Source organism: Kineococcus gurbantunggutensis (genome assembly GCF_050871925.1).
Taxonomy (GTDB): Bacteria; Actinomycetota; Actinomycetes; order Actinomycetales; family Kineococcaceae; genus Kineococcus.
Genome location: NZ_JBJLSG010000145.1, coordinates 1 through 12,669, shown reverse-complemented (window position 1 = coordinate 12,669; position 12,669 = coordinate 1). Strand labels below are relative to the sequence as shown.

The 12,669-nt window shown below is 78.2% G+C and carries 11 protein-coding genes; 5 read left to right on the top strand and 6 right to left on the bottom strand.

The window, feature by feature from the left end:
• Positions 1 to 138: 138 nt before the first annotated feature.
• Positions 139 to 855 carry a PspA/IM30 family protein gene (locus ACRYR7_RS20310; protein WP_432573932.1) on the bottom strand — a complete coding sequence of 239 codons (717 nt, stop codon included), beginning with the start codon at positions 853 to 855 and terminating at the stop codon, positions 139 to 141.
• A 70-nt stretch (positions 856 to 925) separates the two neighbouring features.
• Positions 926 to 3,115, bottom strand: a complete 2,190-nt coding sequence (locus ACRYR7_RS20305) for a TPM domain-containing protein (protein WP_432573931.1) — start codon at positions 3,113 to 3,115, stop codon at positions 926 to 928.
• Positions 3,116 to 3,259: 144 nt separating this feature from the next.
• Between ACRYR7_RS20305 and ACRYR7_RS20300 the strand changes: the two genes are divergently transcribed.
• Together ACRYR7_RS20300 and ACRYR7_RS20295 are read left to right on the top strand one after the other, a co-directional pair.
• The gene (locus ACRYR7_RS20300) at positions 3,260 to 4,807 is read left to right on the top strand and encodes a methyl-accepting chemotaxis protein (protein ID WP_432573930.1); all 1,548 of its coding nucleotides are present in this window, start codon (positions 3,260 to 3,262) and stop codon (positions 4,805 to 4,807) included.
• A 101-nt stretch (positions 4,808 to 4,908) separates the two neighbouring features.
• On the top strand, positions 4,909 to 5,295 hold the full coding sequence (locus ACRYR7_RS20295) for a helix-turn-helix domain-containing protein (RefSeq protein WP_432573929.1): 387 nt from the start codon (positions 4,909 to 4,911) through the stop codon (positions 5,293 to 5,295).
• A gap of 60 nt (positions 5,296 to 5,355) precedes the next feature.
• On the opposite strand, the gene ACRYR7_RS20290 is transcribed toward ACRYR7_RS20295, so the two are convergent.
• Together ACRYR7_RS20290 and ACRYR7_RS20285 are read right to left on the bottom strand one after the other, a co-directional pair.
• Positions 5,356 to 5,964: an ATP-dependent Clp protease proteolytic subunit gene (locus ACRYR7_RS20290; protein ID WP_432573928.1), complete on the bottom strand. Its 609-nt coding sequence runs from the start codon at positions 5,962 to 5,964 to the stop codon at positions 5,356 to 5,358.
• Positions 5,961 to 6,563, bottom strand: a complete 603-nt coding sequence (locus ACRYR7_RS20285) for a ClpP family protease (protein ID WP_432573927.1) — start codon at positions 6,561 to 6,563, stop codon at positions 5,961 to 5,963. The genes ACRYR7_RS20290 and ACRYR7_RS20285 overlap by 4 nt, the downstream gene beginning before the upstream one ends.
• Before the next feature lie 183 nt (positions 6,564 to 6,746).
• Between ACRYR7_RS20285 and ACRYR7_RS20280 the strand changes: the two genes are divergently transcribed.
• Positions 6,747 to 8,816 carry a redoxin family protein gene (locus ACRYR7_RS20280; protein WP_432573926.1) on the top strand — a complete coding sequence of 690 codons (2,070 nt, stop codon included), beginning with the start codon at positions 6,747 to 6,749 and terminating at the stop codon, positions 8,814 to 8,816.
• Here the strand turns inward: ACRYR7_RS20280 and ACRYR7_RS20275 are convergent.
• Positions 8,788 to 9,033 (bottom strand): DUF2630 family protein, encoded by a 246-nt coding sequence (locus tag ACRYR7_RS20275; RefSeq protein ID WP_432573925.1) that lies wholly within the window; start codon positions 9,031 to 9,033, stop codon positions 8,788 to 8,790. The genes ACRYR7_RS20280 and ACRYR7_RS20275 overlap by 29 nt on opposite strands.
• 126 nt (positions 9,034 to 9,159) lie before the next feature.
• On the opposite strand from ACRYR7_RS20275, the gene cls reads away from it, so the two are divergent.
• Positions 9,160 to 10,614, top strand: coding sequence for a cardiolipin synthase (gene cls / locus ACRYR7_RS20270; protein ID WP_432573924.1), 1,455 nt, complete (start codon positions 9,160 to 9,162; stop codon positions 10,612 to 10,614).
• A 220-nt stretch (positions 10,615 to 10,834) separates the two neighbouring features.
• Positions 10,835 to 11,851 carry an SDR family oxidoreductase gene (locus ACRYR7_RS20265; RefSeq protein WP_432573933.1) on the top strand — a complete coding sequence of 339 codons (1,017 nt, stop codon included), beginning with the start codon at positions 10,835 to 10,837 and terminating at the stop codon, positions 11,849 to 11,851.
• Here ACRYR7_RS20265 and ACRYR7_RS20260 read toward each other — a convergent pair.
• Positions 11,817 to 12,539 (bottom strand): thymidine kinase, encoded by a 723-nt coding sequence (locus ACRYR7_RS20260; protein ID WP_432573923.1) that lies wholly within the window; start codon positions 12,537 to 12,539, stop codon positions 11,817 to 11,819. The genes ACRYR7_RS20265 and ACRYR7_RS20260 overlap by 35 nt on opposite strands.
• Positions 12,540 to 12,669 lie beyond the last annotated feature (130 nt).

Genomic DNA, 12,669 nt, shown 5'->3' with positions numbered 1-12,669 from the left:
GGCGCAGCACCACGACCGCGGTGAGCAGCAGCGCGCCGGCGGTGGCGGCCAGCGCGGCGGTGGCGGGGCGCGGCGCGGTGGGGGCCCCCCCCGCGGCGGCCCACCCCGCCCGCGCGGCGGCCGGGGGCGGCGCGCTCGTCAGGAGCCGGACTTCAGCGCGGCCAGGCGCGCCTCGACGTCCAGGTCGGTGCTCAGGTCCTCCAGCTCCGCGAAGCGCGACTCCAGCGAGTCCGCCTGCAGCTCCGCCCGCCCGGCCACCCGCGCCTCCTCCCGGCGCACCCGCTCCTCGAAGCGCGAGAGCTCCGAGGTGGGGTCCAGCACGTCGACCGCGCCGACCGCCTGCTGCACCCGCGCCTGCGCCTCCGCGGCCTTCGCGCGCGCCACGAGCTGGTCGCGCTTGGCGCGCAGCTCGGTCAGCTTCTCCTTCATCCCCGCCAGCCCGGCCTTGAGCTTGTCGACGACCTCGGTCTGCGCGGCGATCTGCGGGGCCGCGGCGCTGACCTCCTGCTCGAAGGAGATCTGCCGCTTCAGCGCCAGCTTGGCCAGCTCGTCGAAGCGGTCGGCCTCCGCGGCCCGGCCGGCCGCGCGCAGCTCGTCGGCCTTGCGGGAGGCCGCCAGCGCCTTGGCGCCCCACTCGCGCGCCGCCTCCACGTCGTCGTCGCGGTCCGCCTCGGCCAGGCGCAGGTTGCCGATCGTCTGCGCGATCGCGGACTCCGCGTCGGCGATGTTCGCCGTGTAGTCGCGCACCACCTGGTCCAGGACCTCCTCGGGGTCCTCGGCCGCGTCGATGAGCGCGTTGACGTTCGCCCGCGCCAGCTGCGCGATGCGCCCCAGGATCGACTGCTTCTGCGCCACGTCTCGTCCTCTCGTGCTGCCCGTCGTGCCGACGCCCCCGATGATCCCGGCAGCCGCCCGGCGGGGCAGCTCAGAACCGCCCGCCCGCCCCGCGCCGGCCGCCGCCCGAGCGCCGCGGGGAGCCGGACCCGCGCCCGGAGCCCCTGCCGGAGCCCCCGGAGCCGCCGCCGGAGCCGCCGCCGGAGCCGCCGCCGGAGCCGCCCCCGAAGCCGCCCCCGAAGCCGCCGCCCGCGCTGCGCCGCGTGCGCCGCCCCGGCGAGCCGCCCGGCGAGCCCCAGGAACCGCCCGGGGGTCCCCAGGACCCCCACGAGCCGCCCGAGCCGCCGAAGCCGCCGCGCCGGCCGCCGCCGAGCAGCCCGCCCAGCAGGTCCTCCAGCCCGCCGCCCGCGTCCCCCCACGAGGACCCGCCGCTCCACGAGGCGGCGTCCGCGCGCGCCCGCCGGGCCGCCTCCTCCGCCAGCGCGTCGGCCTGCCGCGCGCGCTGCAGCGCCGCCGCCGGGTCCCGCTGCGCCAGCGCCACCGCCTCGTCCAGGTGCCGGTGCGCCTCCGCCAGGCGGGTGCGGGCCGCGCCGCCCACCGCGCCGCGCCGCGTGGCCACCACGTCCTCGGCCGCCTCGACCTCCGCGCGCGCGGCCAGCAGCGCCTGCTCCAGCGCCGCGCGCTGCCGGTCGCGCTCGCGCTCGCCGGCCTCCACCGCGCCGCGCGCGGCGTCCAGCGCCCGCTCGGCCTCCACGACCCGGTGCAGCGCGCCCAGCGGGTCGGTGCGCGCCTGCGCCTGCGCGACGTCCGCGCTCGCCCGGGCACCGGCGGCCGCGGCCGCCAGCTGCGCCGACCCCGGCGCGCCGGCGGGCGCGCCGGAGGGGGCCTCCGCGGCCGCCCGCAGCCGCGCCAGCGCCACCGGCAGCTCCGCCACCGCCCGGCGCAGCTCGTCGGCGGTGCGCCCCACCGAGGCCAGCAGCTGCTCCGCCTGCGCCGCGGCGCCCTCCGCGGTCCGCACCGCGTCGACGACCTCGCCGGCGCGCGCCGGGTCGCCCAGCGCCGCGCGCGCCGCCGCCGCCGAGCGCTGCGCGAGGTCCAGGCGCTCGGCCGCCCGCGCGGGCGCGTCCTGCACAGACGCCAGCGCCTGCGCGCCGAGCTCCGCGCGCGCCTCCTCCAGCCGCTGCCGCGCCGGCCCGACGCCGGCGCGCAGCCCCTCCAGGCGCCCCTCCACGGCGGTGAGGACCTCCGGGGCGCGGCGCACCAGGTCGCGCAGCTCCTCCACCCCGTCCGCGGCGGCGTCCAGGGTCTCGTCCACGCGGCGGCACTCGGCGACCACCCGCTGCAGCACCCCCCGCCGCTCCTGCTCGGTCTCCGGCTCGGCGTCCTCCAGCGACTGCCGGGCGCTGAACGCGGCCCGCAGCGACCCGCGCGCCCGCTCCAGGACGTCGCGGAACCCCGCGGTGCGCTGCTCGCCGAACTCCGCGGTGGCGAACGCCAGCTCCTCGGCGCTGGCGCGCACCGCGTCGTCCACGCGCACCAGCAGCGCGTCGGCCAGCCGCGCCAGGTCCGCGGTGCTCGTGCCGGCGAACTCGTCCGGCGGGCCCGCGGGCGCACCGGCGGGCGCCCCGCCCGGCCCGGCGGCCCCGGCGGTCCCGCGCGCGCCGCGCCGCGAGCGCGCCAGCAGCACCGCCCCGCCGGCCCCGGCGGCGAGCACCCCGCCCACCGCGGCCGCGCCCCACGGGAACCCGCCGCCCGGACCCGCCGCGCCGCCGGGGTCCGTCCCGGTGCCCGACCCGTCCAGGGCCCGGCCCACCGACTCCGCCCCCGCCACCACCGCGCCGGCCCAGTCGTCCCGCGCCAGGCGCTCCTCGGTGTCGCGCGCCACCTGCGCCAGGTCCTCGTCGCCGAGCCGGTTGCCGGTGTCCACGGAGTACGCGTACTCGCGGTCGACCGTGGCCACCGCCAGCAGGACGTCGTCGACGCCCAGGCCGCTGTCCACCGCGGTGTCGTCGGCCCAGCCCTGCGCGGCGGCGCCGTCGAAGGAGTCCACGAGCACCACCCACAGCTGCACGCCGTGCTCGGTGCGCAGCCGCGACAGCGCCGCGTCCACGTCCGCGCCCCCCAGCGCCCCCGCCCGGTCCGTCACCTGCTCCTGCAGCCGGAACGGCGGCACCGCCTGCGCGCCGGGCGCCGCGGCGGCGGCGCCGGCCAGCACGCCCAGGCTCAGCAGGGCGGCCGCCACCGGGCGGCGGGCGGCGCGGGGGCGCGGCGGTCGGGGCACCGGGCCAGTCTGTCCCAGCGGGGGCGGGCCCGCCGCCGCTCGCCCGGCGGCGTTCAAGCCGCCCCGGGCCGCTGCCGATGGGAGGGGGACGCACTCGCGCTGAGGCGGGCCGGACACGGCCGCCCCGAGATCCCCGGAGGGGACGTGTTCGGACGCAGGAAGCAGACCGGCCCCGCGGCGCCGGTGCAGGACGCCGTGCCCCGCGACGTGGAGGCCCTGGAGGCGGTGCTCACCGCCTTCGAGAGCGCCAGCACCGAGCAGGACGTCTACCGGGCCATGGTCCGCACCATCACCGACACGTTCGCCCTGGACTACGGCGCGGTGTGGCGGCCCGGACCCGACGGCAAGTTCGTCGTCACCGACGAGTTCGGCCGCGGCGCCACGGCGATGGCCGCCTCGCGCGGCGTGCGCGTCGGCCCCGGCGACGGCTGGGCCGGCAGGGCCATCACCGACCGCTCCTACGTCCACGTCACCCCCGCCTCGACCGGCACGTCCTGCCAGCGCTGGCGCGAGGCGCAGGCCGGCGGCGCCGTCGACGGCGCGCTCTTCCCCTCCGTGGACGACGGCAAGGTGACCGCCCTCATCGAGTACTACCACTCCGCCCCGCTGCCCTTCTTCGGCCAGCGCGCGGAGAAGTGGCAGGCCATCGCCCGCGTCATGGCCAGCGCCCGCCAGGGCGTGCGCGCCCGCGCCGCGCTCGCCGAGACCCTCGCCGACCGCGAGGCCGTCACCACCGTCGTCACCGCGCTGAACGAGGGCCGCACCCGCGAGCAGGCGGTGCGCATCGCCCTGGACACCGTGCGCAAGACGTTCGGCTGGGCGTACGGCTCGTTCTGGGCGCTGGACGAGGAGAGCCGCACCCTGAAGTTCTCCGTGGAGTCCGGCTCGGCCGGCGAGGAGTTCCGCCGGGTCACCCTGGCCGCCTCGTTCGCCGAGGGCGTCGGGCTCTCCGGCCGCGCCTGGCGCTCGCGCGACCTGGTGTTCGTGCGCGACCTGGCCGAGGTCACCGACTGCGTGCGCGCCCCCGCCGCCCAGCGCGCCGGCGTGAAGTCCGGCGTGTGCTTCCCCGTCACGATCGCCGGGCAGGTCGTCGGCACGATGGACTTCTTCACCACCCAGTACGTCGAGCTGTCCGACTCGCGCCGCGAGGCGCTGCGCAACGTCGCCCAGCTCGTCTCCCAGCGCCTGGACGTCTTGCACCGCGGCGAGATCGACGCGCGCAACTCCCGCGAGCTGCTCGACACCGTCTCGCGGCTGCGCGACGCCGTCCTGGACGCCGGGCGCGTCGGCGACTCCGCCGCCGGGCAGGCCTCGGCGCTGACCGGTGAGGTGCAGGCGCTGGCCCAGGCCTCCCAGGCCGTCGGGGAGGTCATCAAGATCATCTCCGGGATCGCCGACCAGACGAACCTGCTGGCGCTGAACGCCACCATCGAGGCGGCCCGCGCCGGCGAGCTGGGCCGCGGCTTCGCCGTCGTCGCCAGCGAGGTCAAGGACCTGGCCCGCGAGACCGCCGACGCCACCCAGCGCGTCGCGCAGCAGATCGCGGGCATCCAGGCCTCCAGCGAGCAGGTCACCACCGGCATCGAGGGCACCGCCTCGATCATCCGCGAGCTCGAGGGGGTGCAGGCGCGCATCGGCGCCGTCCTCGACGAGCAGGTGCGCATGGCCACCGCCTTCGACCACCACGGCTGAGCCGACCCCGCCCGGCAGGGCCGTCCGCCCACAGCGGACGGCCCTGCCGCGTGCCCGGCCCGGCCGCTAGCGTCGTGAGGACCCCGACGCCGGAGGTCGCCGTGAGCCGTCCCGCACCCGCGCCGCTCCTGCTGCCCGTGCGCGGGCGCGCCGCCCCCGCCGCGCCGGCCCCGCCCGCCCCGCTGCTGCGCGAGCTCGTCGGCGCGGTGCTGCGCGAGGAGCGCACCGCGCAGGGGCGCACCCTCGCCGACGTGGCCGCCGCCTGCGGGGTCTCCCTGCCGCACCTGTCGCAGGTCGAGCGCGGCGGCAAGGAACCCTCCTCCGAGGTCGTCGCCGCGATCTGCGGGGCGCTGGGCCTGCCGCTGGTCGAGCTGCTGCGCCGCGCCGCCGGTGAGCCGCTGGACCTCACCTCGTCCTCGGACCGCGCCGCCGCTCCCGCCGCTCCCACCGGGCCCGCGGCGAGCGCCTCCCTCTCCCTGGTCGCCTGACCCGCCCGCCCCCGCCGGCGGTGGTCGTGCGCCAGGGCGGGGTCCGGGGGTGAGCGGGGTTCAGGGGCGGGCGGCGCGCGGGTCGGTCGCCGGGGTGATGACGCGGTCGGCCACGCCGTAGGCGACCGCCTCGGCCGCCGGCAGCACCAGGTCGCGGTCCAGGTCCGCGCGCAGCCGCTCCACGCCGTGCCCGGTGTGCCGCGAGAGCACCTCCTCGATCTCCCCGCGCAGCCGCAGCACCTCCCGGGCCTGGATCTGCAGGTCCGCCGCGGTGCCCTGCGCGCCGCCGGAGGGCTGGTGCAGCAGCACCCGGGAGTGCTCCAGCACCGAGCGCTTGCCCGGTGCGCCGGCCGCCAGCAGCACCGCCGCCGCCGAGGCGGCCTGCCCCACGCAGAACGTGGCGACGTCCGGCTGCACGAACCGCATCGTGTCGTAGACCGCCATCAGCGCCGTCGCCGAACCCCCCGGGGAGTTCACGTACAGGTTCACGTCCGCGGTGGGGTCCTCCGAGGCCAGGTGCACGAGCTGGGCGATGACGACGTTCGCGACGGCGTCGTCGATCTCCCCGCCGACGAACACGATCCGCTCGGACAGCAGGCGGCTGAACACGTCGGAGGTGCGCTCCCCGCGCGGGGTGGACTCCGTGACGTACGGGACCAGCGTGCTCACAGTCCCACCCTCCGCCCCGCGCCCAGGCGCACGTCGTCCACCCGTTCCACCACGTGGTCCACCAGCCCGTACTCGCGCGCCTCCTCGGCGGTGAACCAGCGGTCGCGCTGGGAGTCGCGCTCGACGGTGGCGACGTCCTGGCCGGTGTGCTCGGCGGTGAGCCGCTGCATCGTGGCCTTGGTGTGCGCGAGGTTCTCCGCCTGGATCGCGATGTCCGCCGCCGTCCCGCCGATCCCGCCGGACGGCTGGTGCATCATCACCCGCGCGTGCGGCAGCGCGAACCTCTTGCCCGCCGTGCCCGCGCACAGCAGGAACTGCCCCATGCTCGCGGCCATCCCCATGACCAGGGTGGCGACGTCGTTCGGGATCAGCCGCATCGTGTCGTAGACGGCCAGCCCGGCGCTGATGGAACCGCCGGGGGAGTTCACGTACAGGGCGACGTCGGCGCGGGGGTCGTCGGCGGACAGCAGCAGCAGCTGCGCGCAGACCCGGTTCGCGACCGCGTCGTCGACCTCCTGGCCGAGGACGACGATGCGCTGGAACAGCAGCCGTTGCGAGAGCTGGTCGTCGAACGGGCCGGTGAGGGCGGGGGTGCTCATCTCTCCTCCTGCGGGTGGTCGGTCTCCCCACCCTCGCCCCGCGCACCGGGGCCGGTCGCGGGTTTCTCCCCGCGGCACATCTCCCGCCGGGAGAACCGCCGGGCGAACCGCCCGGGGGCACCGCGGATCACCCGGGGGAGCGCCGCCCGTGCGGGCGCCGCGCGCACCGGCCACACTGGGGACGTGCCCGCGCCCCGACCCCGTCCCGGCCGGGTCCGCGCCCCGCGCCCGGCCGGCCGGCGCTGGATCGGCACCGGCGGGCGGGAACCGGACCTGCGCGGCCGCGTCGTGCTGCTGGACTTCTTCACGGGCTCGTGCGTGAACTGCGTGCACGTCCTGCCCGAGGTGGAGGCCCTGCGCGAGAGGTTCGGGCCGGCGCTCACCGTGGTGGGGGTGCACTCGCCGAAGTTCCCCCACGAGGCGGACCCGGCCGCCGTGGACGCCGCCGTCGCCCGGCTGGGCATCACCCACCCCGTGCTCGACGACGCCGACCGCGCCACCTGGTCGGCGTACGCGGTGCGCGCCTGGCCCACCTTGGTCGTCGTCGACGCCGAGGGGTACGTGGCCGCGTCGGTCTCGGGCGAGGGGCGCGGGCAGGAGCTCGCCGCCGTCGTCGCGGACCTGCTCGAGCGCGGGCCGTCGCCGTCGGGCGCACCGCCCGCAGCGGGTCCGGGTGCGGCAGCGGGGCGTGATCCGGGGGGTGAGCCGGCGGGGGCGGGTGAGCCGGGCCCGGCGCTGCGCTTCCCCGCCCGCGCCCTCGCGCTGCCCGGCGGCACCGTGCTCGTCGCCGACACCGGGCACCACCAGCTCGTCGAGCTGGCCGCCGACCTCGTCACCGAGGTGCGCCGCCTGGGCGACGGCCGCCCCGGCCTGGTCGACGGGCCGGGCGAGGGGCCGGTCGACGGGCGGGCGCGGTTCACCGAGCCGCAGGGCCTGGCGCTGCTGCCCCCGGAGGTGGCCGAGCGGGTGGGCTGCGACGTCGTCGTCGCCGACCGCGGCGCCCACGCGCTGCGGGGCGTGCGGCTGGCCGACGGGCGGGTGCGCACCCTGGCCGGCACCGGCCGGCAGCTGCGCCGGCGCGCCGGCGGTGGCCCCGCGCTGGAGCAGGACCTGTCCTCGCCGTGGGACGTGGCGTGGTTCGACGGGCAGGTCCTCGTCGCGATGGCCGGGCACCACCAGCTGTGGGCGCTGGAACCGGCCGCCGACCCCGCCGACGGGGTGGTGCGGGTGCTCGCCGGCACCACCGCCGAGGGCCTGCGCGACGGGCCGGCGGAGTGGGCGTGGCTGGCGCAGCCCTCCGGGATCGCGGTGCAGCGCACCGCCGGCGGGGACCTGGCCTGGTTCGTGGACGCGGAGACCTCCGCGCTGCGGGCGCTGCGGCGCACCGGGCCGCCGGACCGCGCGGTGCCCGTGGTCGTCGACGACCGGATGGCCAACGCCGCGCCCGTGGCCCGGCCCGGGCACGTCGTCACCACCGCCGCCGGGCGCGGGCTGTTCGAGTTCGGGTTCCGCGACGGGCCCGGCACCGCGCCCGGGGACGCCGGGGACGGCGGGAGCGGGGACGGCGGGGGCGTCGCGCTGCTGCAGCACCCGCTGGGCGTGGCGGTGGCCCCGGACGGCTCGGTGCTCGTGGCGGACACCTACAACGGCGCCGTGCGCCGCCTGGACCCCGCCACCGGCCGCGTCTCGACCCTGCTGACCGGCCTGGCCGAACCCGCCGACGTCCTCGTGCTGGACGGGCCGGACGGTCTGGGCGGGTCGGGGGCGCTGGTGGTCGTGGAGTCCGCCGCCCACCGCCTCAGCCGCCTGCCGCTGCCCGAGGTGCTGCGCGCCCGCCCCGGCGCCGGCCGCGAGCGCCGCGCGCCGGTGCTGCTGCCGCCCGGGCCGGTGCGGCTGGTCGTGGACCTCGCCGCCGCGGCGGGGCAGGAGCTGGACGACCGCTCCGGCGCGCCCGCCGTCCTGGAGGTGCGCGCCGACCCGCCGGGGCTGCTGCTCGCCGGCGCCGGGGCGGGCGCGGGCGCGCGGCGGGAGCTGGAGCTGGCCGCGTCCCCGGCGCGGGGCGTGCTGCACCTGGACGTGCAGGTCGCCACGTGCGACGCGGGGCGCGCGGCGGGCGCGGCGTGCCACCTGCACCGCCGCGCCCTGGACGTGCCCGTGCTGGTGGACGCCACCGCCGCCGGGGAGCTGCGCGTCGCCGTGGAGCTGGGCGCGCCCCCCGACCCGCCTACTGCCGGTAGCCCTCCACCTCGCTGACGGGGCGCTCGCCCGCCTCGTCGGGGTCCAGCCCGGCGTTGCGCTTGGCCTCGCGCTGGCGCAGCAGGTCCCAGAGCTGGTCCAGCTTCTGCTCGGCGTCCTTCAGCTCCGCGTGCTCCTCCTGCGCGGAGAGCTTGCCCTCGGCCAGCGCCGCGCGCAGCGCGTGCTCGCGCTCGACGAGGCTGTTGATGCGGTCGTGGATGTCCTGCTCGTCCATGCGGGCATCCTGTCCCGCCCCGGGCGCGGGCGCGACCCTGGCGCGCCGCGCGCCCCGGGCGAGCGCGGCCCGGGCGCGACGGCATGATGGCCCCGTGGCGGGCGCGGGGCACCGGGCGGTGCGCGGGTGAACGCGGTCGCCGTCGCCAGCGAGGTGCTCGTCGTGCTCGACTACCTCGTCAAGGTCGTCGCCGTCGGCACCGTCCCGGAGGACCGCCGGCCCGGCTCCTCGCACGCGTGGCTGCTGCTGATCCTCTTCGTGCCGGTCGTGGGGCTGCCGCTGTTCCTGCTGCTGGGCAGCCCGTACGTCACCGGCCGCCGGCACCGCCTGCAGGAGCGCGCCAACGGCCTCATCGCCGAGCGCGCCGCCGAGGTGCCCGCGCTGCCCGAGGGGCAGGTCGCCGGCGAGCACCTGGCCTCGCTGCTGGCGCTGAACCGGCGGCTGACGTCGATGCCCTGCCTGCTGGGTGCCCACCGGCGCCTGCTGGCCCAGGACGAGCTGGTGGCGGCGCTGACCGCGGCGGTCGCCGGCGCCCGGCGCACCGTGCACGTGGAGTTCTACATCGCCGCGCTGGACGCCACGACCGAGCCGTTCTTCGACGCGCTGCGCGAGGCCGTCGCCCGGGGCGTGCGGGTGCGGTTCCTCTACGACCACCTCGGCGCCCGTAAGTACCCCGGCTACGTGCGGATGAACGAGCGGATGAGCGCCGACGGGGTGCAGTGGCACCGCATGATGCCCATCGACCCGCTGCGCGGGCGCTGGCGCCGCCCGGATCTGCGCAACCACCGCAAGCTCGTCGTGGTCGACGGCGAGGTCGCCTTCGTCGGCTCGCAGAACCTCATCGACCCCACGTACCTGCTGCGCCGGCACGTGCGCGCCGGGCGGCGCTGGGTCGACCTGAACGTGGAGCTGACCGGCGCCGTGGTGCAGTCGCTGGAGGCGGTGTTCGCCACCGACTGGTACGCCGAGACCGGCGAGGTGCTCGACGAGGTCGCCGAGCGGGTCCCCGGCGCGACGTCCGCCTCGGCCGGCGGCGCCTTCCAGGTCGTGCCCTCCGGCCCCGGGTTCCCCACCGAGCCGAACCTGCGCCTGTTCAGCGCCCTGGTGCACGGCGCCACGAGGTCGGTGTCGATCGTCAGCCCCTACTTCGTGCCCGACGAGGGCCTGGAGCAGGCCATCACCACGGCCGCGTACCGCGGGGTGGCGGTGGAGCTGTTCGTCTCGGAGAAGGCCGACCAGTTCACCGTCCACCACGCCCAGCGCTCCTACTACTCCTCGCTGCTGCGCGCCGGGGTGCGCATCCACGCCCTGCCGGCGCCGGCCGTCCTGCACAGCAAGGTCCTCGTCGTCGACGGCGACCGCGCCGTCATCGGCTCCAGCAACATGGACATCCGCTCCTTCAACCTCGACTACGAGGTCTCCCTGCTGGGCCTGCAGCCCGCCTTCGTCGCCGACCTGGTGCGCGTCGTGGACGGCTACCGCGAGCGCTCGCGGGAGCTGACGGCCGAGCAGTGGGCGCTGCGCCCGTTCCGGCAGCGCTACCTCGACAACGTGATGCGGCTGACCGCGGCGCTGCAGTGACCCCCGGCCCGGCCCGGCCCGGCCCGCGCCGCCGGGCGCGCCGGGCCGCTCTGCGCGAGGGTGGCAGGACCGGCGCGGACCCGCCGCGCCCGCGACCCGAGGAGGACCGGTGAGCACCCCCAGCACCGGCGCCAGCGCCACCAGCACCGCCACCACCAGCGCCGACGCAGGCACCGCTCCGGCCGGCGCTCCCGCCGCCGCTCCCGACGACGACGGGGCGCTGCGCTCGTCGGCGGCGGCGCCCTCCGCGCGGGGCGTGGCCGTGGTCACCGGCGGCTCGGCCGGGCTGGGCCGCGCGGTGGTGCGCGAGCTCGCCGACCGCGGCTGGGACGTCGCCGTCCTGGCGCGCGGGCGCGACGGCCTGGCCGGGGCCGTGGCCGACGTCGCCGCCCGCGGCCGGCGCGGCCTGGGCGTGGTGTGCGACGTGGCCGACCACCGCGCCGTCGAGGCCGCCGCCTCGCGCGTGGAGGACGAGCTGGGGCCGGTGGAGGTGTGGGTGAACGACGCCATGGCCAGCGTGTTCGCGAAGTTCTGGGACGTGGACCCCGACGACTACGCCCGCGCCACCGCCACCACCTACTTCGGGTACGTCAACGGCACCCGCGCCGCGCTGGCCCGCATGCGCCCGCGCGACCGCGGCCGCATCGTGCAGGTCGGCTCGGCGCTGGCGTACCGGGGGATCCCGCTGCAGTCGGCGTACTGCGGCGCCAAGCACGCGATCCGCGGCTTCACCGAGAGCGTGATCACCGAGCTGCTGCACGAGGGCAGCTCCGTGACGGTCTCCACGGTGCACATGCCGGGGATGAACACCACGCAGTTCGGGTGGGTTCGCTCGGCGCTGCCCCGGCACCCGCAGCCGGTGGCGCCGATCTACCAGCCGGAGCTGTGCGCGCGCGTCGTCGGCGACGTCGTGGACCGCCCGCGGCGCACCACCTGGGTGGGGGAGTCCACCGTCGGCACCATCCTCGGCAACCACTTCCTGGCCCCCCTGCTGGACCGCTACCTGGCCCGCACGGGCGTGGACGGGCAGCAGAGCGACCAGCCGCGCGAGGCGATGGTCGGCGACTACCTCGACGAGCCGGTGCCCGGCGACCACGGCGCGCACGGGCCGTTCGACGAGCGCTCGCACGCGCGCAGCCCGCAGGTGTGGGCGCTGCGGCACCGGCGCGCGCTGGGCGGCGCGGCGGCCGGGGCCGCGGCGCTCACCGCGGGGCTGCTGGCACGCTCGCGCCGCTGAGGCGCTCCCCGCGCACGTCCACCACCGCGCCCGCCGCGCCCGCCGCCGCCTCCCCGGCGGCGGCGGCCACGGCGGCGGTCAGGCGGCGCACGTGGTGCCGCCGGCACAGCACCTCGTAGGCGATGGTGCCGACCGGCCCGACGTCCAGGGTGCCCTCGGCCTGCGCCACGTCGCCCACCACGACCTGCTCGCCGGCGACCACCATGACGCCGTCGACGGTGCGGGCGTTGTGGGTGGCGCGCGACCCGCACCAGCACAGCGCTTCCACCTGCGGCACCTGCACCCGGTCGGCCAGCTCGATCAGCCGCGCGCTGCCGGGGAACAGCCGGGTGCGGAAGTCGCTGGTGATGCCGAACGCGAAGACGTCGACCCCGAGGTCGTCGACGAGGCGGGCGAGCTGCTCGACCTGCTCGGGGGAGTAGAACTGCGCCTCGTCGCACACGACGTAGTCCACGCGGCGCTCGCGGTGCCGGCGCGAGACCTCGTCCCACAGGTCGGTGTCCTCGGCGACCTCCAGGGCGGGGCGGGCCAGCCCGATGCGGCTGGAGACCACGGCCTCGCCCGAGCGGTCGAAGCGGGTGAACAGCAGCCCGCGGCGGCCCTGCACGCGGTGGTTGTGGTCGACCTGCAGCGCGAGCGTCGACTTCCCGCAGTCCATCGTCCCGGAGAAGAACACCAGCTCTGCCACGGGCGACCATCCTGCCGCACCCGCCCCGGCGGGTCCGCCGCCGTCACCCGCACGCACGCACGCACCCCGCCCCCCGACCTCCCCACCCCCCCCCGCGGTGATCAAGGAAGTTGCCACTTCCTTGATCACC

What these genes read in the sequence shown, in the direction of transcription:
- ACRYR7_RS20285 (WP_432573927.1), bottom strand. Translation starts at nt 6,563, where the DNA reads ATGAGCACCCCCGCCCTCACCGGCCCGTTCGACGACCAGCTCTCGCAA.
- ACRYR7_RS20275 (WP_432573925.1), bottom strand. Translation starts at nt 9,033, where the DNA reads ATGGACGAGCAGGACATCCACGACCGCATCAACAGCCTCGTCGAGCGC.